Origin of the sequence: Tateyamaria sp. Alg231-49, assembly GCF_900143535.1 — a bacterium.
Classification (GTDB): domain Bacteria; phylum Pseudomonadota; class Alphaproteobacteria; order Rhodobacterales; family Rhodobacteraceae; genus Tateyamaria.
Genome location: NZ_FRFA01000026.1, coordinates 1 through 23598, shown reverse-complemented (window position 1 = coordinate 23598; position 23598 = coordinate 1). Strand labels below are relative to the sequence as shown.

General features: G+C 54.7%; 24 protein-coding genes and 1 pseudogene. 20 read left to right on the top strand and 5 right to left on the bottom strand.

The features are described 5' to 3' along the window. Positions 1-138: 138 nt before the first annotated feature. Entirely contained in the window at positions 139-405 is a 267-nt protein-coding gene (locus DHN60_RS21110; protein WP_108839290.1) for a hypothetical protein, read from the top strand. A 175-nt stretch (positions 406-580) separates the two neighbouring features. On the opposite strand, the pseudogene DHN60_RS22750 reads toward DHN60_RS21110, so the two are convergent. Continuing rightward, positions 581-769, bottom strand: a pseudogene (locus DHN60_RS22750) (transposase); the annotation flags it as partial. Positions 770-969: 200 nt separating this feature from the next. On the opposite strand from DHN60_RS22750, the gene DHN60_RS21100 reads away from it, so the two are divergent. Further along, entirely contained in the window at positions 970-1113 is a 144-nt protein-coding gene (locus DHN60_RS21100) for a hypothetical protein (protein WP_199913714.1), read from the top strand. A 306-nt stretch (positions 1114-1419) separates the two neighbouring features. On the opposite strand, the gene DHN60_RS21095 is transcribed toward DHN60_RS21100, so the two are convergent. Both DHN60_RS21095 and DHN60_RS21090 read right to left on the bottom strand, forming a co-directional pair. Further along, positions 1420-1611 (bottom strand): hypothetical protein, encoded by a 192-nt coding sequence (locus tag DHN60_RS21095; RefSeq protein ID WP_108839288.1) that lies wholly within the window; start codon positions 1609-1611, stop codon positions 1420-1422. Between the two features lie 487 nt (positions 1612-2098). Next, positions 2099-2983, bottom strand: coding sequence for an HAD-IIA family hydrolase (locus tag DHN60_RS21090; protein ID WP_108839287.1), 885 nt, complete (start codon positions 2981-2983; stop codon positions 2099-2101). Positions 2984-3217: 234 nt separating this feature from the next. Here DHN60_RS21090 and DHN60_RS21085 point away from each other — a divergent pair, with 234 nt between their 5' ends. The 16 genes from DHN60_RS21085 to DHN60_RS21005 all read left to right on the top strand — a co-directional run bounded on the left by DHN60_RS21085 (position 3218) and on the right by DHN60_RS21005 (position 18695). Next, complete coding sequence (locus tag DHN60_RS21085) at positions 3218-3997, top strand: DeoR/GlpR family DNA-binding transcription regulator (RefSeq protein ID WP_108839286.1); 780 nt, start codon at positions 3218-3220, stop codon at positions 3995-3997. Next, positions 3994-5013 (top strand): ABC transporter ATP-binding protein, encoded by a 1020-nt coding sequence (locus tag DHN60_RS21080; protein ID WP_108839285.1) that lies wholly within the window; start codon positions 3994-3996, stop codon positions 5011-5013. Before DHN60_RS21085 ends, DHN60_RS21080 begins: the two co-directional genes overlap by 4 nt. A gap of 48 nt (positions 5014-5061) precedes the next feature. Continuing rightward, positions 5062-6330 (top strand): ABC transporter substrate-binding protein, encoded by a 1269-nt coding sequence (locus DHN60_RS21075; RefSeq protein ID WP_108839284.1) that lies wholly within the window; start codon positions 5062-5064, stop codon positions 6328-6330. A gap of 65 nt (positions 6331-6395) precedes the next feature. Then, positions 6396-7289 (top strand): carbohydrate ABC transporter permease, encoded by an 894-nt coding sequence (locus tag DHN60_RS21070; RefSeq protein ID WP_108839283.1) that lies wholly within the window; start codon positions 6396-6398, stop codon positions 7287-7289. After that, complete coding sequence (locus DHN60_RS21065; protein WP_108839282.1) at positions 7286-8095, top strand: carbohydrate ABC transporter permease; 810 nt, start codon at positions 7286-7288, stop codon at positions 8093-8095. The genes DHN60_RS21070 and DHN60_RS21065 overlap by 4 nt, the downstream gene beginning before the upstream one ends. Continuing rightward, the gene (locus DHN60_RS21060) at positions 8092-8883 is read left to right on the top strand and encodes a phosphodiesterase (protein ID WP_108839281.1); all 792 of its coding nucleotides are present in this window, start codon (positions 8092-8094) and stop codon (positions 8881-8883) included. The genes DHN60_RS21065 and DHN60_RS21060 overlap by 4 nt, the downstream gene beginning before the upstream one ends. A gap of 28 nt (positions 8884-8911) precedes the next feature. Further along, positions 8912-10567 (top strand): Na/Pi cotransporter family protein, encoded by a 1656-nt coding sequence (locus DHN60_RS21055; RefSeq protein ID WP_108839280.1) that lies wholly within the window; start codon positions 8912-8914, stop codon positions 10565-10567. Between the two features lie 299 nt (positions 10568-10866). Next, positions 10867-11499, top strand: a complete 633-nt coding sequence (locus DHN60_RS21050) for a tyrosine-type recombinase/integrase (protein ID WP_108839279.1) — start codon at positions 10867-10869, stop codon at positions 11497-11499. Between the two features lie 194 nt (positions 11500-11693). Next, a complete protein-coding gene (gene gph, locus DHN60_RS21045; RefSeq protein ID WP_108839278.1) occupies positions 11694-12350 on the top strand; it encodes a phosphoglycolate phosphatase in 657 nt (218 codons plus the stop codon). Positions 12351-12421: 71 nt separating this feature from the next. Further along, on the top strand, positions 12422-13396 hold the full coding sequence (gene phnD, locus DHN60_RS21040; RefSeq protein ID WP_108839277.1) for a phosphate/phosphite/phosphonate ABC transporter substrate-binding protein: 975 nt from the start codon (positions 12422-12424) through the stop codon (positions 13394-13396). A gap of 66 nt (positions 13397-13462) precedes the next feature. Then, positions 13463-14251, top strand: coding sequence for a phosphonate ABC transporter ATP-binding protein (gene phnC / locus DHN60_RS21035; RefSeq protein ID WP_108839276.1), 789 nt, complete (start codon positions 13463-13465; stop codon positions 14249-14251). Next, complete coding sequence (gene phnE / locus DHN60_RS21030; RefSeq protein WP_108839275.1) at positions 14248-15057, top strand: phosphonate ABC transporter, permease protein PhnE; 810 nt, start codon at positions 14248-14250, stop codon at positions 15055-15057. Before phnC ends, phnE (DHN60_RS21030) begins: the two co-directional genes overlap by 4 nt. After that, a complete protein-coding gene (phnE, locus tag DHN60_RS21025) occupies positions 15057-15872 on the top strand; it encodes a phosphonate ABC transporter, permease protein PhnE (protein ID WP_108839274.1) in 816 nt (271 codons plus the stop codon). The genes phnE (DHN60_RS21030) and phnE (DHN60_RS21025) overlap by 1 nt, the downstream gene beginning before the upstream one ends. Before the next feature lie 89 nt (positions 15873-15961). Beyond that, positions 15962-16762, top strand: coding sequence for an HAD-IIA family hydrolase (locus tag DHN60_RS21020; RefSeq protein ID WP_306416025.1), 801 nt, complete (start codon positions 15962-15964; stop codon positions 16760-16762). A 1167-nt stretch (positions 16763-17929) separates the two neighbouring features. After that, positions 17930-18229: a hypothetical protein gene (locus DHN60_RS21010; protein ID WP_108839271.1), complete on the top strand. Its 300-nt coding sequence runs from the start codon at positions 17930-17932 to the stop codon at positions 18227-18229. Between the two features lie 10 nt (positions 18230-18239). Then, positions 18240-18695 carry a hypothetical protein gene (locus tag DHN60_RS21005; protein ID WP_159089327.1) on the top strand — a complete coding sequence of 152 codons (456 nt, stop codon included), beginning with the start codon at positions 18240-18242 and terminating at the stop codon, positions 18693-18695. A gap of 60 nt (positions 18696-18755) precedes the next feature. Here the strand turns inward: DHN60_RS21005 and DHN60_RS21000 are convergent, their stop codons facing one another. Next, complete coding sequence (locus DHN60_RS21000; RefSeq protein WP_159089326.1) at positions 18756-18977, bottom strand: hypothetical protein; 222 nt, start codon at positions 18975-18977, stop codon at positions 18756-18758. Positions 18978-19069: 92 nt separating this feature from the next. Continuing rightward, a protein-coding gene (locus DHN60_RS20995; protein WP_108839268.1) for an IS3 family transposase occupies positions 19070-20421 on the bottom strand; the annotation gives its coding sequence in 2 pieces (ribosomal slippage) (positions 19070-20085 and positions 20085-20421; 1353 coding nt in all). Positions 20422-20894: 473 nt separating this feature from the next. Between DHN60_RS20995 and DHN60_RS20990 the strand changes: the two genes are divergently transcribed. Then, complete coding sequence (locus tag DHN60_RS20990) at positions 20895-21839, top strand: IS110 family transposase (RefSeq protein ID WP_108838485.1); 945 nt, start codon at positions 20895-20897, stop codon at positions 21837-21839. A 191-nt stretch (positions 21840-22030) separates the two neighbouring features. Continuing rightward, positions 22031-22618: a VPLPA-CTERM sorting domain-containing protein gene (locus DHN60_RS20985; protein WP_108839267.1), complete on the top strand. Its 588-nt coding sequence runs from the start codon at positions 22031-22033 to the stop codon at positions 22616-22618. The last annotated feature ends 980 nt before the right edge of the window (positions 22619-23598 follow it).

Below are 23598 nucleotides of genomic sequence, written 5' to 3'. Positions count from 1 at the left end.
AAGGTCACGTTCGACGCGGTCGGCCCACAGAGGCCGTTCTTCGATTGTTCAATATGCCGCGATCGCATCCCGCTTTGCAGACATTGGCTTCCGTGATCAGTGCTTCTATCATCTGTAGCAGGCCAAAGAGGGATTTAGATGGAACACGAACCCAATCTTGTCATTTCCAGCGCATCGCAGCGCATCGTTGAGGATGGGGTGCCATTCAAGGTGGACATCTACAAACTCGAAGGCGGCGACGGTTGGTCGCTGGAAGTTGTGACAGAAGACGGGACATCCATTGTCTGGGACGATCTCTTTGAAGACGACCAAGCCGCGTTCGAAGAGGCAATCAGCACCATTCGCAGCGAAGGCGCAATCGCTTTTGCGAACGATGGTTCAAACGTCGTCCCGTTTAAGCAGTAGCAGAAACGGCCCGTAGCCAACCTTTGTGCGAAAATCGCCAAACGACAGCACTAACGTCAAAGCGGACTTGAACGTTAGACTTTTATGTCAGAATGCTGAGTAGCATGTCGCCAGATTTTCGTTGTCTGGCAACAGGAATAGAAGACGCAGTCATTGACTTGAGGCTTGATGGGTAGCTCCACCTGTTGAAGCGGTTGTAGACCGTTGTCGGGGGGCCGTATTCGCTGGGCAGATCGGCCCAAGGGATGCCGGTGCGCAGGACGTAGAAAATGCCGTTGATCACGCGGCGGTCATCTACCCGCTTCTTGCCGCGCGTTTTGTTCGGCAAGACAGCTTTGATGAATTCCCATTCCAGATCGCTCATGTCTGATCGCGCCACTTGCATCCTCCCGCCCGTTGTTTGGACGAAATGAATCACAAACCTATGCCGGTAAACAAGAATTAATGGGTGTACTGCCTAGTCCTCCATCGCCTCGGGCAGCTCGATGCAGCGCAGGAAGTTTGCCATGCCGCCTGCCTGCTCGGAGTTGCAACTCCGATCAGGCAGGCTGCGATTGGGCAGGCGTGACCGTGGCCGAGGTGCTGGGCTTGGACGCCACGGCGGACCACAAGCGCACTAAGAAAATGATCGAGGCATGGCCAAAATCCGGGGCGCTGGTGAATGGGCAGAAAACTGGCCCGATCCGCAAGCCTGTCCCAACTGTGTAGGTAGGCGAATGGGCAACCGTATGATGTGCATCACCACCCCGAATAAAGGGGGGGTGCAGGTTGACCCAACGCGCACGTATCTGTGTTTTTGTAGGCGACGCCCGAATCTCACATTCGGCTCGGCCCTGACTGGCGCCATTCTGCCCGAGCCGATGTGACGATGTCTGTCCATCACGGTATATTCGCCTGCGCCCCGTCTAAGTGCACGCCGCAGATGGCGGGCGGCATCTGGTCCCAATGCCCCCGTTTCTGAGTGGGTGTGAAACCGGGGGCTGAGTTACGCTTTCGAGCTATGTGTCGGGTCGCCTATTTCTTGGTATTCGTCGCGATGGTTTCCAAGAAATCCACGATGTCCCTCAAGGCAAAGAGAACGGCGGCTCCTATGAGGGCGTTGATCGAAAGAGCGATCAGCGGGAGCGCAAAGTCGTTCACGACTGCCATTATGCCAAATACAACCGCTCCAAAAAACGAGAGGGTACCGAGCAGTGTCAAAAGCATTTCCTGTCTCCACACAAAGAGCCGTAATTGCGCAGGTATGCTGGCATGAAGGCCTTCACCTATGCAATCTGATTCCTTGATGCGCAGATAGTGACCTTTGCAAAGTCTGGCTCGTTTCCCGACAGCGGACCTTCAAGCTGAGTGCAGCTAATGCCGGGAGAGAGCCCAAAGCAGCCGGATCAAAATCGCGTCCTTCGCTCCTGCAGCAAACTGCGCGCCTTGGCTGCGCGCTGCATCGCAGCTAGAAAAGCAGACACTGGCCGCGACCGCAGCGAATTTAGAAGGGTCTAAGACCGAGCTTTGGACAAAATACGCATTCGCTTCGGCTACTACCATGGGTTGCTTTGTGCGCCTTGTGAATTGGGGGCATCCGCCTTGGATGAAAAAATTGAGGAAATTTCGCGTTAATATAACCCGCCCCGTCGGCAAGTTTCTCGCTTGCTCGCCAGCAATAGACCTCCGGCAAAACGTAGAAATGCGAAGTTGTTCAGATTCGTCTGACTCGCCAATCAGCAAAGAGGCCAGCCTGCTGGGAGAATGGTTGTGTGTCGAAGCCCGAAAATAGGCCATCTTGGGTGACAAGCACGGTGCGCCAACCGCGTGCCGCTGCGCCCAATATATCAGTGTGAAGCGTATCACCGCACATTGCTATGCGACTCGGTATCAACGTCGGGAGAGATGCCTCGATCAGGTCGTAGACTTCTGGAAAGGGCTTTCCAAAGAATTGGACATGGTCGGGGAACAGGTCGGCAACCTTATGGCCATAATGCCCGGGTTCAACGGAAAACCCATCATCGCGCGGGGCGGCCAGATCCGCGTTTCCGACCAGCAATGCTCTTGGGCGTTCCCGCATGGCTGCTTCTAACAAATCCTGCCGCGAACCGGTCCAGTCAGCTGTAGACAGAAACAAAAACTGGTCGACTTGGTGATAGTCTGCCGAGTTGTCCCTAAGGCGTGTCACCGGCACCGGAAGGTCGGTTAATTGATCGGTGTCAGCCGCAATTACACCCCAATGCCCCTCGCTCAGCTTTTGCAGGGTCGCTTCCCGACTGGTGATGATTTCCTCGTCTTTAACCCGCAATCCTAAGCGTTTAAACTTGGAAATGGCACCATCACGATCATAACTGGCGGCGTTGGTAAGAATGCGGATTTCACAGCCCTTTTCGCGCAGTTGGTCCAACCTTTTGTCCGCACCAGGGATCATCGTTTCACCGACATTCAGCACGCCAAAGGCATCGAAAACGAACGCATCCACTTGGTCCGCAATCTCAAGCAATGACTGTATTTCGACTGATCTGTCGCGCGGTTCGACCTCTGGAAAGCGAGCGCGGACTTCCTGATAGCGGTCAAAAATCGACTTAGTTGTCAGCATGCTATTTTTCCCGGTTTCAGGTCAGGTGCTTGTCCTCACTTTAGGGAAAAATGCTTACAGAGGAACCCAAAACAACAAAACAACAAAAAATTTTGTGGCGAGCTCAGGAATTTCTCAAATAAGTCAATAAATTGGCCAAGGGATCACGCTTACTGGTAATGCGGGGGATTAAAATGTTGTTTTGTTGCTTTTTGATCGCTAACGTTGCGGCAGGCTCATTACCGGGGGAGTTGAATGTCATCCAAGAAGCAAAGGCGGCGCGAAGCAATCTCGGCTTTGGTTTTGGAGCAGGGAGCAGTCACCGTTGGCTCTTTGGCGGAACGCTTTGACGTTTCAATGCAAACGATCCGTAGGGATGTGGATACACTATGTGAAAGTGACATGCTTCACCGTGTTCATGGCCGGATCGAGCTCAGCGAAGAGTTTCTGAACACGCCATTTGACCAGCGAGCTGGCACGAATCTGTTGGGTAAGCGCGCGATAGGAGAGGTCACAGCCAATCTAATTCCAGATGGTGCCACGTTGTTTATCTCGATTGGCTCGACACCGCTTAGCGTGGCGCAGGCGATGCGGCGCCACAAAGGTTTGACGGTTATCACCAACAACCTCAGTGCCGCGATGGCACTGAGTGAAGAGGTATCAAACCGGATCATCTTACCCGGAGGCGAAGTGCGATTACCGGACCGTGACATACTGGGAAACGATGTTCTTGAATTCTTTGGGCGTTTTCGGGCTGAGTATGCTGTTTTTGGGTCCGCTGGCGTTGCTGACGATGGTGGTCTGCTGGAATTCCACACCACAGAGGTGCGCGCGACACAAAAGATTTGTGAAAATGCGCAACAGTCGTTCCTGGTGGTCGACTGTTCAAAATTCGGGCGGCAAGCGCCTGCGTTGGGCGGCAATGTAACAGACTTGGACAGGGTCATCATTGACCGGCAGCCGGGCGAACAATTCGCTCCTTTGTTAGACAAAATTGAAGACAAGCTGATCGTGGCTGAAGGGCAAAAGACGTGAAATCATCTCCATTTGTAAAGCTCGACGGTGTGGCAAAGCGTTGGAACGGCCAGTTGGGCGTCGAAGGAATTACCCTCGATATTCCTGAGGGCAGCTTTACTGCGCTGCTTGGGCCGTCGGGATGCGGAAAGTCGACGACGCTGCGTCTCTTGGCGGGGCTGGAATTGCCGGACGAGGGCAAGATTCTGATTGACACCAAGGATGTGACGACCAGTGCGGCGTCCGATCGAAACCTTTCGATGGTTTTTCAGTCCTATGCGTTGTTCCCTCATCTTTCCGTGGCGGAAAATGTTGTATTCGGTTTGAAAGTCCGGCGTGTCCCGAAGAAAGAGCGCATGGAGAAGCTTCATCGCGCCTTGGAGATAACAGGACTGCTCGGGTTGGAAGATCGCAAACCGGGAGAATTGTCGGGAGGACAGCGTCAGCGCGTTGCATTGGCTCGCGCCATCGTCGCCGGGCAGCGCTTGTGCCTGATGGACGAGCCGCTGTCGAACCTTGATGCAAAACTGCGCAACGCTGTGCGAAAGGACATCAAGAAACTCCAACGCGATCTTGGCATCACGGTCGTATATGTCACCCATGACCAGACCGAGGCCATGAGCATGGCAGATACTGTCGTGCTGATGAAAGACGGACACATCCAGCAGGTCGGCGCACCTGAAGATCTTTACAGCAGACCCAACAACACCTTTGTCGCCGAGTTCGTAGGGGCGCCGCCCATGGCACTGCTTGAGGCGGACGTTCTCGATGGGTTTGGCGAAGGTAAAACAATCGGCATCAGGGCCGAAAACATTCAAATCGTCCCCAAGGGTGATGGGCGCATGTGCTGCACCGTCACCGAAAGCGAATTTCTGGGCGCAGAAACTCTGATCGGGCTCGATCACGCAGGTGCAACCGGGTTGTCCGTGCTGAAGCCCGGGCTGGCGATGATGGCCGAGGGCAACGAGATCGACATCACATTTAACGACGAAAATCTGCACGTGTTCGACGTGAACGGCCAAAGGCTGGCGGGGTGACCCATGTCCGGCCAAGAAAATGACGACTGAAAACCAAGGGAGAGAGTAATGAAACTATTTTCGACAACAGGACTGGGGCTTGCAACCGCAATGGCCGCTGGTCTGGCAATACCGGCAACAGCCCAGACTGAATTGACGATGTACTATCCAATTGCGGTTGGTGGTGCGTTGACCGAAGTGGTGGATGGCATCGTCGCCGACTTTGAGGCGGCAAACCCGGACATTAAAGTCAATGCAATCTATTCAGGCAACTATGATGACACCCGCGTGCGCGCCTTGTCGGCGCTGGCATCAGGCGAGCCAGCACAACTGGCTGTTATGTTTTCGATCGACGCCTATGACCTGATCGAGCAAGACCTGATCCTTCCGTTTGAGGAAGTTGCGTCCACTGACGCAGATAAGGAATGGCTGCAAAGCTTTTACCCGGCGCTGATGGCAAATGGCAAAATCGAGGGGCAGACATGGGGCATCCCGTTCCAGCGCTCGACCATCGTGGCTTACTACAACAAAGACATGTTCCGAGCTGCTGGCCTTGACCCCGAAGCACCTCCAACAACGTGGGATGAGATGATCGAGATGGGCAAGGCACTGACCGAGGGCGACACTTACGGTGTGATGATCCCATCCACCGGCTATCCCTACTGGATGTTCCAGGCGCTCGCGATCCAAAACGGCAAGGAAGTGATGTCCGGCGATGGCCTGACGACCTACTTCGATGACCCAACCGTCGTGGAAACGCTGGAGTTCTGGAAATCGCTCTCGACAGAGCACGGCATCATGCCGACGGGCACCGTCGAATGGGGCACATTGCGTCAGGCGTTTCTTGAGGGCCAGACCGCGATGATGTGGCATTCGACCGGAAACCTGACCGCGGTGAAGAATGGTGCAAGCTTTGACTTTGGTGTCGCAGAACTCCCTGCCAATGTGCGCAAGGGTTCGCCCACGGGTGGCGGCAACTTCTATCTGTTCAAGGACACAACGGACGAAGAACGGGCCGCAGCCCTAAAGCTGATGCAGTTCATGACGTCGCCCGAGCAGGCCGCAGCCTGGTCAATTGGAACTGGCTACATGGGTGTGTCGTCGGCAGCTTATGAGACCGAAGCGCTCAAGGCTTACACCGCCGAATTCCCGCCGGCTCTTGTTGCGCGCAACCAACTGGAAAACGCCGTGGCCGAATTTTCGACCTTCGAGACCGCCCGGGTACGGGACGGTCTGAACAACGCGATCCAATCTGCGTTGACAGGAGCGAAAGAGCCGGCAGAGGCCCTCGCCGAAGCGCAGGCCGCTGCGGAGCGCCTGCTTAAAGACTATCAGTAACGTCAACTTTGGGCCGGTGCGCATTGCGTGTCGGCCCAATCTTCGCAGTTTCCCGGAGATGCGCCATGTCTGCCCATGCCAACCTAGAACGCCGTAGGCAGGCCATTTATGGCTGGCTGCTGCTTTCGCCCGCGGCTGTGCTGCTGACACTATTTGCGTTCTATCCGTCTATCGCGACCCTGTGGTCGAGCATGTTTTCGCGCGGTACCCGCCGCAAACCCACAGAGTTCGTAGGCACCGAAAATTACGCCGAACTCTTTGCTGATCCGACCTTCTGGCTCGTGGTCAAGAACAACCTTCTTTATGCAGGCGTCACGATACCAGTGTCGATCTTCATTGCCCTATCGATGGCACTTTGGGCAAATGGCAAAATCCGCGCGCGCGGTTTTGTGCGAACCGCATATTTTACGCCAACCGTTCTGCCGATGATCGCCGCTGCGAACCTTTGGCTGTTCTTTTACACCCCCGGCCTCGGTGTTCTAGACCAGATTGGCAGCCTCTTTGGATTGCCCTCGGTCAACTGGCTGGGCCAGCCTGAAACGGCGCTCTGGGCTATCATCATTGTGACGATCTGGAAGGAAGCAGGGTTCTTCATGATCTTCTATCTTGCCGCCTTGCAAACAATCCCGGAGGATTTGAAAGAAGCCGCTGATATCGAAGGGGCCAGTCGCTGGACCTATACGCGGCGCATCGTTTTGCCGCTGTTGATGCCTACGACGCTGTTCATCGCGGTGAATGCGATGATTAACTCAGTCAAGTTGATCGACCACCTCTTTATCCTGACCAAGGGCGGTCCGTCGGACGCTTCCAAACTGATCCTCTACTATATCTGGGAGATGGCTTTTGCCTTCTTCGATGCCCCAAGCGCAGCAGCCATGACGATCATGGTCATTGCAGTGCTGGGGATCGTGGCGGCGGTGCAGTTCTTCTATCTTGATAAAAGGACGCACTACCAATGAAGAGCCTGACCAAATTCATGGACAGCTTTGGCGCGATCCTGCTGGCGATTATCTGGATAGCACCCCTGTTGTTCGCCTTCTGGGCGGCCACACACTCGACTTCGGATGCGGTTAACCTGAACCTCTTTTCGCCCTGGACGCTTGAGAATTTCCGGGTGGCTTGGTCGGGTGCCCCATGGCTGAAGTATTTCATCAATACCTTCCTGCTTGTCACTGTGATCCTGATTGGGCAATTCTTTCTGACGACACTTGCAGGGTTCGCGTTTGCGCAATTGCAGTTCCCGGGCAAAGACTTTGTGTTCATTCTGGTGCTGATGCAGCTTTTCATCCTGCCCGAAGTTCTGATTGTAGAAAACTACGCCATGATTTCTCGGCTTGGGCTGTTCGATACGATCCTTGGTGTCGGTATGCCCTACATGGCCAGCGCATTCGGTATTTTCCTCATGCGCCAAGCATTCAAAGGCGTTCCCATCGAGTTGCATGAGGCGGCCCGGATTGAGGGCTGCGGGCTCTTGGGTATCTTGTGGCGGGTCTATGTGCCTTTGGCGAAGCCCACCTATCTGGCCTACGCACTGGTGTCTGTCTCGACCCACTGGAACAATTTCCTGTGGCCATTGATCGTGACTAATTCACCCGAGACGCGGCCCCTAACCGTTGGTTTATCGATCTTTGGCGCACCGGAGAATGGCGTTGATATTAGTATCATCTCTGCTGCAACCCTGATGTCCGTTGCACCCTTGCTGATCGCTTTCCTGATCTTCCAACGTCAATTTGTGCAGGCCTTCCTGCGCGCAGGGATCAAATGACGGCGATTCTGCAAATCTCGGACACCCATATTGTGCCCGAGGGCGTATTGATGTCGGGCAGGCTGGATACCTCGGATGCGCTGGCGCGACTTGTCGAGCGGATCGGCGGTATCCGTGATCAGATTGGCCCCATTGACGCGCTGCTTATCAGTGGCGACCTGAGCGATGATGGCTCCGCCGAAAGCTACACTCGGTTCAAATCACTGATCGCACCATTGGGCTTGCCGTTATGTGTCGTCCCTGGCAACCACGACAAACGAGATACGATGCGGGCTGCCTTTCCCAAAAGCTTGCCGGAAGCTGGTGCACTCGACTGGTCTCGACAGATTGGTAACCTCCAGCTGATTGGCCTAGATACACTGGTCGAAGGGCGGGGGATAGGCACCTTGTCTTCTGAAAGTCTGACTTTCCTTAAAACTGCGTTGACAAGCGCAGACGGCGGGCCTGTGCTTCTGGCGCTGCATCATCCACCTTTTACGTGTGGAATCCGGTTCATGGACGACATCGGACTAACCAACAGGGATGCCCTTGGTGAAGTTTTGACAGATTATAGAGGTGCACTGCGGTTGGTCTGTGGCCATATCCACAGTATGATTGTTAGCGATGTTGCTGGCCATATTGCACTGTCTGCGCCGTCACCATGCAGTACTTTTGCCCATGATCGCCGTCCGGATGCACCTGTGGGCTACATGACGCAGGAAGATGGGTGTTTGCTGCATCGGTGGGACAGCGGGTTCCAGTCTATTCGCATTGGGCCGGTTGCTGGAACAGGGCCTTTTCCCTTCTGACCCGGCCAATTGATAGAAAGTAATACTGGTGAGCGAACCACATGTACTCCAGATTCTGATACACATCGGAGGTGCAGCGGCCCTGTTGATCTGGGCCGTTCGGTTGGTGCGAACTGGGGTCGAGCGCGGATTTGCAGCGCCGATGCGCATTTGGCTGCGACATTCAGCGCGGAATAGATTTCTTGCGGCGGCAACAGGAATGGGCGCGGCCGTTCTGTTGCAAAGCGCCACTGCCGTCGCTGTTCTGGTGTCCAATTTCGTGTCCAAGGGTGGGCTGGCGACTGCGACCGGGTTGGCAATCTTGCTGGGTGCAGATGTAGGGTCCGCCGTCGTGACGCAGCTTTTGGTCGTGCGACAACCTATTCTGATCCCGCTGTTGCTTGTCGTCGGGGTGACCGTGTTTCTGCGCGGAGAAGGCAGCAACACGCGGCAGGTCGGGCGGATCATGATCGGGCTTGCGCTGATCTTTGTGTCGCTGGACATGATCCGTGGCGCGACAGAACCAATGATATCGAACCCCGGCACACAGGCTGTCATGGCATACCTTGGCCGGGATCTTTTGACTGCTTTCGTCATTGGTGCGGTCTTTGCGTGGGGCGTGCATTCAAGCGTTGCCGCCGTGCTGTTGTTTGTAACACTGGCCGGCCAGTCCATCCTGCCGGTTCCGGCTGCCGCCGCAATGATCCTTGGGGCCAATTTGGGCGGAGGATTCATCGCATTTCTTCTGACCTATTCGGCACCATTGGCGTCGCGACAGATGATAATGGCCAACCTGATTCTGCGGGGGGGCGGTGCCGCGCTCGCAGCCTTCTTGATCGCTGCAATGCCGGACCTCATGAGCCAGCTTGGCGCAACGCCAGCCCGGCAAGCTATCAATCTGCATCTTGCCTTTAACGTGGTTCTGGCCSTGCTTGCGCTTCCGTTTGTAGGGCCGGTAACAGCAGTGCTGTCTTATTTCATGGTTGATAAACCCAACCCCAACGGCGCCATGACGATTTCCAGCGCGCTTGATCCGGCACTGTTGGACCGCCCGCTACGTGCGATAGACTGCGCGGCGCGCGAACTGCTTGGGATGGGGCAAAAGATCGAACAGATGCTACACGCGGTCGAACCTCTTTATGATCAGTGGAGCGCGGCCACCGCCAGCATGGTCGCGGACCAGGACAAGGCCATCAAACAGACGCATCTGGATATCAAACTCTATCTTGCCCATCTTGGCCAAAAGGGGATGGATGAGGAATTGAGCAGACGTTCAATGGAGCTTGCCTCAATTTCATCCAACCTCGACTCTGCGTCCGATGCCATCGCTCGGATCATGCTTGAGTTGGCCAGACGTCTGGACATGCAAAAACTGCAATTCTCTCCACAGGGACGTGAAGAAATCCGTGATTTTTCAGACCGTGTCCAAAGCAACGTTCAGCTTGCCCTGAATGTAATGATGAACCAGAACCCGGCCGAGGCACGCGAGTTGGTCGCGGCCAAGGAAAAGGTGCGTAAAGTCGAGCAAAAATTGCAGCGCAGCCATATCGGTCGTCTGCGCGAAGGGCTCGTCGAAAGTATCGAGACCAGCAATATTCACCAGGAAACTCTCCGGGCGCTGAAGCAGGTCAACACCGCGTTCTCAATGGTGGGCCATCCAATCCTTCAGAAATCCGGGGATTTGTTAAAGAGCCGCCTCGCTTAGGATCAAATACACAACCAAGGTGAAAGGGTTGCACATTTCTAGTGTCCTAGCGGTGTTTCTGACACTGGGTGATCGGGCAACGGCGCAGATCTTGACCTTAAATGTCGACGCTGCTGAACATTCCGTTCCTTCATACACTACACAACATTTGACACTTCAGGGCTCGAAGCAGACATGTGGCGGCAAAGCATTGTCAAACGCGACGGTGCCCCGAATCCAGACATTCGTTTTTCCGTTAAGTTCACCCAGTCGACGCAGTGTCGACGTCAGGAGTGGGAGGGACGGATTGAGGAAAACTCATGTCGAAAATCCAACTCCCCGCTATCAAACCGAAGCGCATACCCTGGAACAAGGGACGGCTGATTGGTCAAAAACGCCCTTTGCTGCCGAAGCAGGTCTGGGCCATCCGCGCCCGGCTCGAACTCGTGAGCAAACTTCGAGATCTGGCTTTGTTCAATCTTGCGATCGACAGTAAGCTGCGCGGCTGTGATCTTGTCAGCTTGAAGGTTGCCAATCTCGTTGTCGCAAACAGAGTGCGCGACCGCGTCACGATTATTCAAAGCAAGACAAAACGACCAGTGCAGTTCGAGGTCTCTGAGAACACGCGTGAATCCATTTGGAATTGGGTATGTAGTCCCGAGATGCTCGGTTGTGCCTGCCTCTTTCCAAGTCGGCTGCTCGACAGGCCCCATCTGTCGACCCGCCAATACGCGCGAATGGTCAATAAATGGGTGTCCGGGATCGGTCTGGAACCGAGCAGTTACGGCACGCATTCATTGCGACGCACCAAGGCGGCGCAGATTTACCGCAAGACCGGGAACCTCCGCGCGGTTCAGCTTCTGCTGGGTCACGCCAAGGTTGATAGCACGGTCCGTTACCTCGGCGTAGAGCTTGAAGATGCGCTGAGCATTGCCGAGAAAATCGACATCTAAGAAACTGACGAGCGGCAAGACCCGCCGTTCGTCTCCCAAAACCGGTCACAAGTTGCTGTCTTGCGTTGCTTACGACCTGGGATGCAGGCACGTATGGCCGCTCAGATTTGTGGCGTGAAAAGCTGGTGAGGTATGGCCCGCAGCGTGGAAGTGCTCCATTGTGTAGACAAATTCCACTAGGTCGTGACTTTGAAATGAAAGACCCTAAAGCAATTGTGTTCGATTTGGACGGAACGCTGATTCATAGCGCGCCGGATCTGCATGCCGCTGCAAATGTCATGCTTACGGGTATTGGCAGAGACACGCTTGATCTGCCGACAATCATCTCATTCATCGGGAATGGTGTTGAGGTGTTAGTTGAACGCTGCCTCACCGCGACCGGTGGCTGTGACGTTGAGAGCCAGCAAACTGCTCATGCCCTGTTTTTGGAAGCATACGCGGCGGATATGACGACGCTGACGCGGCCCTATCCGGGCGTGGTCGCAGCCCTCAAGGGTTTTTGTGTGGCGGGTGTCCCGCTAGGCATATGCACAAACAAGCCTGCGGGGCCTGCGCGGCAGATTTGTGATCTCTTGGACCTCAGCCGATTTTTCGAGGTGATCGAGGGAGCTATGCCGGGCCAGCCCAAAAAGCCGGACCGGGACTCGCTCTTGAGATGTTGTGATCTGCTTGGCGTCCGCCCGGCACAGGTCCTGTATGTCGGGGACAGCGCCATCGACTACAATACTGCCCGCAACGCCGACATCCCGTTTCGTCTGTTTTCCGAAGGATACCTGAACGCGGCTTTGCTCGACCTGCCGAGCGGTGACCGGTTTTCCAGTTGGGCGGCGCACGGCATTGCCGTCAGTTGAAACAAGGTCATGAATCCGGCTTGTAAATTTGTCTGTTCCGGTTAGCCTCTGGCATCTGGGAGGACACTTACATGAAACTAATGAATACACTTTTGTCTGGCGCAGCTATGGCTGTTGCCCTGTCACTGGCGAGTCCGGTGGCGGCGCAGGATTGTCCGCGCGGCGATCTGGACACGCGCTTTTGTGACGTTGACGGCGATCTGATTGCGGACACGCCAACCGATCCGGCTGATCTGGTTGATCCAGATACTCTGATCTTTGCCTATACCCCGGTCGAAGATCCGGCGGTTTACAAGGAAGCGTGGTCTGATTTTCTGACCCACCTCGAAGCGGAAACCGGCAAATCGGTCGTGTTCTTCCCCGTGCAAAACAACGCAGCTCAAATCGAAGCCATGCGCTCGGGACGTCTGCACATTGCGGGCTTCAACACCGGGTCGAACCCGCTGGCGGTGAACTGTGCGGGCTTTAACCCGTTCACCATCATGGCCTCGAAAGACGGTAATTTTGGATATGAAATGGAGATCATTACCTATCCTGGATCGGGCATCGAAAAGGTCGAGGACATCAAGGGCAAGCAACTCGCCTTCACCTCGCCCACGTCGAATTCGGGCTTCAAAGCACCATCCGCGATCCTGAAGGGCGATTTTGACATGCTGCCCGAACGGGACTTTGAACCGGTCTATTCGGGCAAGCACGACAACTCTATCCTCGGTGTGGCCAACAAGGACTATATGGCGGCTTCTATCGCCAACTCGGTGAAGGCACGGATGCTCAGCCGCGATGTTATCACCGAAGATCAGGTTGTGACGATCTACAAATCGCAAACCTTCCCGACAACAGGCTTTGGCACAGCGCACAACCTGACGCCTGAGTTGAAAGAAAGCATTCGCAACGCGTTCTTCAACTTTGAATGGGAAGGCACATCGCTGCAAGCCGAGTTCGAAAAGTCGAATGAAGGCCAGTTCCTGCCGATGACCTATCAGGAATTCTGGGACGTGATCCGCAAGATCGATGCTGCAAACGGCGTCAGCTACGCTTGCGAATAAACTCTGATCGGGCGGGCCTTTTGGTCCGCCCTTTCCAATTAGAAAAACTGGGGCGGGGAGGCTTTCATGCTGCGGCTTGAGAAGCTTGTAAAGACATATAAGACAGGCGATCAGGCCTTGAAGGCGGTCGATTTGGACGTGCCCGAGGGTCAGGTTCTGGCCCTGATTGGGCCATCTGGGGCCGGTAAGTCCACGCTTATCCGCTGCATCAACCGGTTAGTCGAGCCGACTTCAGGCAACGTTTATCTGGGTGATGTCGAGCTGACTGGACTGTCTTCTGGTGCGTTGCGGCGCGAACGGCGGCGTATGGGCATGATCTTTCAGGAATATGCGCTGGTTGAACGTCTGACGGTGATGGAAAACGTGCTGTCCGGACGTTTGGGTTATGTCGGCTTCTGGCGCAGCTTTCTGCGCAGGTTTCCGCAATCGGACGTGGACGAAGCGTTTCGCTTGTTGGACCGCGTTGGGCTTGCGCATATGGCAGACAAGCGCGCGGACGAATTGTCAGGGGGACAGCGTCAGCGGGTCGGCATCTGCCGCGCCCTTATCCAAGACCCGGCGTTGTTGCTCGTGGACGAGCCAACCGCCTCGCTTGACCCCAAGACGTCCCGTCAAATCATGCGGTTGATCTGTGAGCTGTGCAAAGAGCGTGGCTTGGCAGCGATTATCAACATCCACGACGTGGCACTTGCGCAGATGTTCGTCCAACGGGTGATCGGCCTGCGTTTTGGGGCTATTGAATTTGATGGCCTGCCCGAAGGTCTGACGCCGGACGTGCTGACCAACATCTACGGCGAAGAAGACTGGGAAGCGACGATTGAAAAGGTCGATGACGACAGCGAGGCCGCGGAATGAGCGCGCTGGACACACGCATCGGCAAGCCGTGGAAAAAGCCACCCTTCGTGCAGCGCGCATGGTTGCGTTGGGCTTTGATCCTTGGATTTGCGGCCTATCTGGTCGCCGCCTACATGACCATCGACGTCAACTGGGCAAGGGTCTACGAGGGGTTGGAACGCGGCAAGCAATTTGTCCTCGCCTTCACAAGCCCTGATTTCACGTCCCGCTCAAGCGACATCTGGGAAGGCATGATCGAGAGCATTATTATGACCGTCGCCTCGTCTGTCGTGGGCATCATCATTTCGATCCCGATTGCACTGGGGGCGGCGCGCAACATCGCCCCTTTACCGATCTACCTGATCTGCCGCGCGATCATCGCGGTCAGCCGTGCATTGCAAGAGATCATCGTGGCCATTCTGCTCGTGGCGATCTTTGGGTTTGGCCCACTCGCCGGGTTCCTGACACTCAGTTTTGCGACCATCGGCTTTTTGTCCAAACTGCTTGCCGAAGATATCGAAAGCATGGACCGTGTTCAGGCAGAGGCGATCAAGGCCTCTGGGGCCAAGTGGACGCAATGGATCAATTACGGTGTGCAGCCACAGGTCATGCCGCGGCTTATTGGTCTGTCAATATACCGTGTGGACATCAACTTTCGAGAAAGCGCCATTCTGGGCCTCGTGGGTGCAGGCGGCATCGGCGCGACCCTGAACACAGCGTTCGACCGCTACGAATACGACACCGCAGCGGCGATCCTGTTGATGATCATCCTGATCGTGATGGCGCTTGAATACATATCCGGCATCATCCGCGAGAGGGTGCAATAATGCCGGTCAAGGATCTGAAAGGCCAACAGGTTTGGCAACGGCGCACCAGCCGCGAGAGCCTTGGGCATTGGGTCATGTGGCTGATCGGCGTGGCGATATTTGCCTATTGCTGGCAGCAGATTTCCGAGGCTACGACGTGGTTTTTCGTCTGGGATGCGCCGCGTATTGCGAATGACATCTGGACCCGCGCGACACCGCCCCGATGGGAATACATCACCCAATTGGGCAAGCCGATCTGGGACACCCTGAACATCGCGACGCTGGGCACATTTTTTGCGCTGATCCTCGCCGTGCCGGTCGCCTTTCTGGCCGCGCGCAATACGACACCGTCCAAATTCTTCATCCGCCCCATTGCCCTTCTTATCATCGTCTCAACCAGATCGATCAACTCGCTCATCTGGGCGTTGCTGCTGATCGCCATTATCGGCCCGGGGGTCTTTGCCGGAGTCATCGCCATTGCGATCCGTTCGATCGGGTTCTGCGCCAAGCTGTTGTACGAGGCCATCGAAGAAATCGACGAGACCCAAGTCGAGGCGATCACCGCCACGGGCGCGTCGCGCTGGCAGGTGATGGCCTATGGCATCGTGCCGCAAATCCTGCCCGCATTCGCTGGTATCGCCGTGTTCCGCTGGGACATCAACATACGCGAAAGCACCGTCCTCGGCCTAGTGGGCGCGGGCGGCATCGGGTTGCAGCTTTCGTCCTCGCTCAATGTGTTGGCATGGCCGCAAGTGTCGCTCATCTTGCTGGTGATCCTCGCCGCAGTTGTCATCTCGGAGTGGGTGTCCGCCAAGGTGCGGGGCGCAATCATTTGAAAATGGAAGAAGCCTTTGCGACCTATGAGCGCGTGCGCCATCGGCTTCCCGCCGTTACGCGCCCCGCTGCATGCGTGAGGCGTCCTAACATGGATGCCATCGCGGATGAGATGGACGTGTTTCTGCTCGATGCCTTTGGCGTGCTGAACATCGGTGAGACCGCCATTCCCGGCGTGCCGGAGCGCGTCGCAGGGCTGCAAAAGGCGGGCAAGCGTGTGATCGTGGTGTCCAATGCCGCCGGGTTTCCGCATTCCAATCTGATGCGAAAGTACGCGCGCCTTGGGTATGATTTCGATCCGGACGACGTGATAACAAGCCGCAAGGCAGCACTCGCCGGGCTTGGCGACATGCCCGCGACCCGGTGGGGCCTTATGGCGACTGAAAGCTTGGGGCGCGAAGACCTCGAACACCTCGACATCACCTATCTGGCGGAAGACCCCTCAGCCCATGACGCGGCGGAGGGGTACATCCTGATGGGAAGCGCCGTCTGGACCGAGCAGCGACAGGCACTGCTTGCGGCCTCGCTCATAAGAAACCCGCGCCCTGTCCTCGTCGGCAATCCAGATATCGTGGCCCCCCGCGAAAAAGGGTTTTCGACTGAACCCGGCAGTTTTGCGCACCGACTTGGCGATGCTACAGGCGTTGAACCGCGCTTTTTTGGCAAACCCTTCCAAAACATTTTTGATCTGGTATTTGCAAGATTGGGCAGCTTTGACCCGGACCGCACCGTCATGGTCGGTGACAGTCTTCATACAGATATTCTTGGTGGGCAGGCGGCAGGCCTCAGAACAGCGCTGATCTCCGGATACGGTTTTTTCGCAGGTCACGATGTCATTGGCCCGACCAAAGCGTCCGGAATCCAGCCGGACTACATCCTCGAGCGACCCTGACTGCTTTTTGGTTTATTTTTCTCGATCGCCAACCTTGCTGACATTTCGCCGCGACATCTGGCCATGAAAATAGTTGCACCCCCTGATCCTTGTGATGCGTTTGGATGCCAACGAAGGTACCCGACGCGCCCCGCGGCACTGCACAGCCAGATGAAGGCACGCAGTTTACAGCGGTGGAGATACTGGACGCCGTAGATGAAAGCATAGTCTCAGCCGCGCATTACGGCGATCGAATTACCAGACCGGACAGCCTAGTCAAACAGCTTCGGAAGAACGACAGAGTGAGGGTGAATAACCTCAGGCTGCATTGCGAGAAGGCGAATCTTGGCGAGCGTACCGGCTACAAGCGGAGGCACGTTTTTCGCGTCAGTAGACCGGCTGGAAAACGGCTCCGGTCGAGGGAGGAAGTGATTCAGCTTGTCCGTGCGCAAAAGACCGACGGATGACAGCCTCGGCAGGTGTTTTCGGCCCGGGATGGAATTTATTGTCGGCAGCGTTTCCGCCACTACCGCCACTTCTAACCTTAGCTCATAATGTCAAAAACTCTTTATAATACGAAATAACACCATCAAGAAGAGTTTTTGACCTCACGACCGGCAGGACAATGTGGCGGATGTGGCGGGTGCGGCGGACGACCTTTTCGGGGGCGACACGCCGAACGTCAATGACAGTAGCCAGCCCAAAGCGGTCATGGTCCGAAACGGCGAAGTTGGTCAGAGCGGACCTTCGCGATGCTTCTGTTGAGTGACCGACATGCGGACTTTTCAGACCATTTTTCTATTTAGCACAACTGGTGCTTTCAGTCCGATGCAGCCATTAAACAGACACAGACAAGTTGCGGCGCGGCTCGTCATTCCTACCGCCAATCACAAACTAAATGATGTTATGCTATAAAACGCAGCTAAGAATTTTACCTCTGCTCTCTCCTCAGGACAGCACTCTGTACAAGCTGCATTATGGATTCTGGCGCGGTCCACCAATCCACCAGAACACAGCATCTAAGCGGGGCCTTGGTTTTGGATGCTTGACGTAGCGCAGTGTGCCTCGGATTGTGGTTACTAGGTGCTGACAGCCAGTGTTGTCGCAACTGGCGATTGATCTTCTGGTTTGGTCGGCGCCGATGAGAAACGCAAAAAAGTTTGAAATTCATCGTGGGAGTTCTTCGTCATGGCAACCAAAATGGAGTTGGAAGCGGAGCTTGAGCGCCTGCGCGCACAAAACGAAACGTTACGTTCGGAGACCAGCGAGTCACCCACGACGGATGTGGCGGATGATCCTCCGGGCGAAACAGATGCGATGAGCGGTCTGAAACAGCTTCTGGACGAGCACGGCATCGATGGTGAAAATATAGATGCCTTGCGCACACAGTTGACGGATGAATTCACAAAGCTTCAAAAGGAGTATCCAATAGCGGTCCTCCTGAGCATCTTCGTCCTTGGGTTTGTTGCTGGCCGGACGTTTAAGTAGGATAGAATGCATGAATAGAATTAGCCGAAACCTAACCACAATCTATCGCACAGAGCGGCTGATAACACGCCGTCGTATCGCCGTAGTCCAACAACAAACGGTCTTGATGGCGCTTGCCGGATTGGCGGCACTGGCTGGACTTATCCTCTTAAATATCACGTTCTACTTTGTCCTTACCAAGTGGCTTTCCCCAGCGGTTGCCGCTGGCACGCTTGCTTTCGTCAATCTTGCACTCGCCGGGTTGCTTGCATCAGTGGCCGGACGCATGAGCGTGGATGACGAGATCGCGCCAGCGGTCGAAGTACGGGATATGGCGATAACCGATCTCGAAGCAGAACTCGAAGGAATGACACTTGAAGCACGCCAGACGGTCAACGCAATCAAGGGACTGGGGGCCAACCCGCTTGGTTCTGTTGCAACGCTTTTGGTGCCAGTTTTGACAGCTGCCCTAAAGAAGAAGGGCTGACACTGGAAAGCTGTTAGACTGCGGAATGTCCGAAATCGGTCTTCTCATCCCAAGACCAAATTAGCGCTTATCTGGTTTGGGATTTGCGCCGCTGGTCGGTTCAGATTGGCGTTGTCTGGCCTCTTTCCGCTCGAGCAACTCTTGCTTCATCAACGCAAGTTCTTCCTCTGTTTCAGAATGAGGCTGTTTCGGAGCAGTAGCAGTCTCGTCGCTTTTGCGACTGGACGGTTTTGCCGCAAAACGTGGATCGTCATCGACGTCGTCAACTTGTTCCTTTGGCAACACACCGTCGCTTGAAAGTGTCCGTCGTCAGGGTTTTTGGAACCAATGGCGGCTTGAACTAAGAGAGAGTTTGGCTCATCTGGTTGGTTGCATTATGCGGCGCGTTGTCCGTGATGCAAGCGCCGCGCTTCGAGTGTCTTTCGTTTGATCCTTTCTCTTTCCTGTAGAATGGCTTTGTCCCTGCCGAAGTAGACGTTGGCGGGCGTGACGTTGTTCAAGCTTTCATGGTAGCGTTGGTGATTGTAATGATCGACGAAGGTTTCGATCTGGGCTTCGAGATCACCCGGTAAGAAGTAGTTTTCTAGCAGGATGCGGTTCTTCAGGGTCTGATGCCACCTTTCGATCTTGCCTTGGGTTTGAGGATGATATGGAGCGCCGCGAGAGTGCTTCATGCCTTTGTCCTGCAACCATTCAGCCAGTTCTCCAGAGACGTAGCTGGATCCGTTGTCGCTGAGCAGACGCGGCTTGTGGATGACGTGAACCTGATCGCAACCGGATGCTTCCAAAGCCAAGTCCAGCGTGTCCGTCACGTCTTGTGTCCGCATGTTGGTGCAGAGTTTCCACGAGATGATGTAGCGGCTGTAATCGTCCAAGATCGTGCTGAGATAGAACCACCCCCAGCCGATGATCTTCAGATAGGTGAAGTCAGTCTGCCAAAGCTGGTTGATGGCCGTTGTTTTGTCTTTGAACTCATTGGCGGCCTTTATGACGATGAAGGCAGGACTGGTAATCAGATCATGTGCCTTGAGCGTGCGATAGACTGTGGATTCCGATACAAAGTAGCGTTCTTGGTCGGTGAACGTCACCGCCAACTCGCGGGGCGATAGCTCCGTCTCTTTCAAGGCGAGGTTGACGACCTTGTGCTTCACCTCGTCAGGAACGCGGTTCCACACGTGTTTGGGCTTGGGAGATTGGTCTTGCAGTCCAGCCTCACCACGCAGCAGATACCGATCATACCAGCGGTAGAATGTGGTGCGGGGGATGCCGAGCTTGGCCAACGTCAGACGCGCTGACAAATGCGATCCTTCAACCAGTCTGATGATCTCCAACTTCTCAGATGCAGCATACCTCATTCGTGGTCGCCCCCATCTCCCAGCATGCTTTTTTTGAGCAAGCGGAGTTCCAGCGTTTGCTCAGCAACCACTTCCTTCAGATCGCGGGCTTCACGGCGGAGATCCTTAACCTCGTCAGTGTTCGCAGCGCGGGCTGTGTCGCCTGCCAGCCGCTTCTTGCCCGCTTCCATGAAGTCCTTGGACCATTTGTAATAGATGCCTTGAGAGATACCCTCACGACGACACAGCTCAGCTATGCTGTCCTCGCCCCTCAGACCGTCCAGGACGATCCTGATCTTCTCTTCGGACGAGTAATGCTTGCGGGTCGCTCGTTTGATGTCTTTGACGATCTTCTCGCCTGAGCTTTTGCGTGTTCCATTGGTCTGTCTCATCTTCCACTCCTCGGTGGTTACGATGAGCCAAGAACACTCTCTTAGCAATTTGCCCTATTTGGACCCATAAGCGCTGACGTCAGACAATGCAGAGTAACTCCGGCAAAGCTGTAGGCAAGGTGAACTTTTGATCAGCCAACCGTTATCCTCCAGACTTATCTGATTGTTGTCGCGCTAAGGGCTTATTTGTTTTCTAACCCCATGCCGTTGGCTCTCAGGCGATCTGGTCGCACGAACGAAGAGCGCGAATTAAATTTGACGGCTTCGGGCTTGTCTTATGCTTTCCTTATCGATCTGCAAAGATTGAGCCACTGCCGGCCAAGCCATTTATGGCTGGCAGTGGTGGCGGCTGGATCGCTTTGGGCTTGGTCGTGAGGGACCGTTTTCGAGTATGGTCAGCCGCCGTCTTCGCATGAGGCCTGAACGGATACGCAAGCTGGATTTTTCATGGGCTTGCATGACAAGCATAGGACATGACGATGATGACAGATGATAGCATAGGCATTGATATTTCGAAGGACTTTCTGGAAGCGCATCGGTTAAGCGATGGAGGCACAGCGCGCTTTCCCAATGCACCTACCGGTTTCCGTGCCCTCTCAGCATGGTTGGGCGCGGACATACCTGCTCGTGTCGTATTTGAGGCCACTGGTCCGTATCACAGACGTTTTGAACGCGCACTTTCTCGGCGACTCCCTTTGGCCAAGGTCAACCCTTTGCAGGCGCGGCGGTTCGCTCAGGCCTGCGGCTCCAGGGTGAAGACAGATGTAGTAGACGCGCGCATGCTCGCAAGCTTTGGAAAAGCCTTTGCCTTAAAGCCAGACCAACCCATCGACGAAAAGCAATATGAAATCAGAGAGTTATTCAGTGCCCGAGGAGCTCTTATCAAGGATCGCACCCGATTGATAAATCGTCTGCAAACACAAACTCTTGCTCTCGTCAGGCGGCAAACCAAAGCACGGATAGAACAGCTAACGCGTCAGCTGAAGGCATTACAACAAGACATTAACGTAAGGCTGCAAGACTGCCCCAGCCGCGCCCGGGCCAACGCAATTTTACGATCAATCCCGGGCATAGGCGAAGTGGCCGCAGCAACCATTCTGATTGAGATGCCTGAGGTCGGTACTCTTGATAAGAAGAAAGCTGCAAGCCTGACCGGGCTGGCTCCGATGACCCAACAGTCGGGAAAGTGGCGTGGCAAAGCCAGCATTCAAGGGGGCCGAAAGCAGTTGCGCGACGCGCTCTACATGCCTGCTCTCGTCGCTGTAAAACACAACCCCGATATGTGCAAAAAATACCAGAGAATGATCAAACAGGGAAAACCGCAAAAGGTCGCTCTCACAGCAATCATGCGGAAACTCATTGAGCTCGCCAACACATTGGTCAAAGCAGATCGAGAGTGGGTTCAAAACCACGCTTGACCAAGACGGATACTCGAAGCAGCTAACTGTAGCAATCAGTGGCTCACCTATACGAAAGAGTAAGCAGAATATCCATTTACCTGCCCCCAAATCTATTCTGAAAAGCTATGCCTTGATTGTGAATGGGTGTGTGTTGGTAGTGTTTCGATTTTCTTGAGCGCGCATGCACTTTGTATCTCAAGAGGGTAAAAATGAGTTTGAAATCGTTATTAGTTGCAGGTGCTATTGCTCTGGCTTCGACATCTTTACACGCAGCGACAGTCTCTGAAGTAGGCACGTTCGCCGGAGGTACAGACTTCGTCAGTAGCGGCAGCCTAGCTTTGGTAAGTTCTCTCCATCCCCGCTATGAGCCAAACAGTTCAACATCTGAGTGGGTTTGGGATGTAAATTTGGCGCTTAGCCCTGTTACGTTCTCTCACAAGTTCGATTTGACGGGGTTTGACATTAGCACGGCCTCACTGAGCGGCGTCTGGGGGGTAGACAACATAGGTAAGGCCTACCTGAACGGCGCTGAAATCAGCTCAATTACTTTTGGCGTTGCAGCTTTCGAAACTCTGACTGCTTACGGCTCCACGTCCGGATTTGTCGATGGCTTAAATACTCTCTCCTTTGTCGTTGAAAACACAGGTTCTTACAGCGGCCCAAATCCGGCTGCTTTTCGTGCTGAAGCTTTGATCCAAGCAACTCCTGTACCGCTTCCAGCAGCGTTGCCTTTGTTAATTGCTGCAATTGCTGGTCTTGGTTTCGCGGGCCGTCGCCGTCGTCGTGCTGCTGTCTGATTGGCAGAATCGACCTCAAAACTTGAAAATTGCGCTGAGTTATCGGCGCAGTTTTTTGAACTCTACAAGGGTTGACCGTTCAACGTCTCGAACCAAACTCACCGCGGTTTAAAACTCACAAGTCAATTTACTGGTGGATAGGAGCAGGCAAAAAACTACCTGATAATTTGCATTAGCCGAGTTTTGTCGATGGAAGTTTTTGCGTGGAGCAACGAAATGTTTAACGATGACGTCTTGGCCAAGTGCCCAAAATGCAATTCGTCCGACATAAAAATAACCCGCGAAGAAATCCGATGTGCTGCCTGCAACCTCGCAGAAGACTTAAACATTCCTGCGAAACTTCAGCCGGATGTTGCGGCTGCGGTTGGCTCCGCAACTTGGCGAGACGTTTTGCAACGTTGGGATTTTGCAGGCTGATTGATAAGCAGCAGCGTCATGCGATTATTAACGGACAGGATACAGACAAATTTGGAGTTTTTTCTGTAACTGCAACTTTCCGAGATTCAAATAGAGTTGATCCTGCGTGCTTTGTTGGGTGCTAATAGCGGCACCGCGCTAGGTGCCAGACGGGCCCCCACCACTTACGAAAAACGCCAAATACCTGGTCCGCCTGACACGGTTGATATGTTCACCGCGGTCGCCAACGATTTTGGAGAACTGGCCAAATTCTTTGGATTTCCGGTCAATCGCCAAGTTAACCGCAGCGATCCGTGGCGCTTGGCGATGTTCAAACCTGATGATGGCAAGTTGCCGAGGAATTACCTAGAGCAATCGTTGGCGTTCGCAGGTTTTCGAACAGTGCGCCCTAGGCAACGGCCTGATGAACCTCGATTACATTCCCTTCCGGATCATGGAAGAAAACTTGATGCCATTCCTTAGCAAACGCAGTGCCGTAGTCGGAGTATGGAATGCCCTTTGCTCTAGCACTGTCACTTATACTCATATCCGCTCCCACGAGACAAGAGGCAATCTCGTATGCC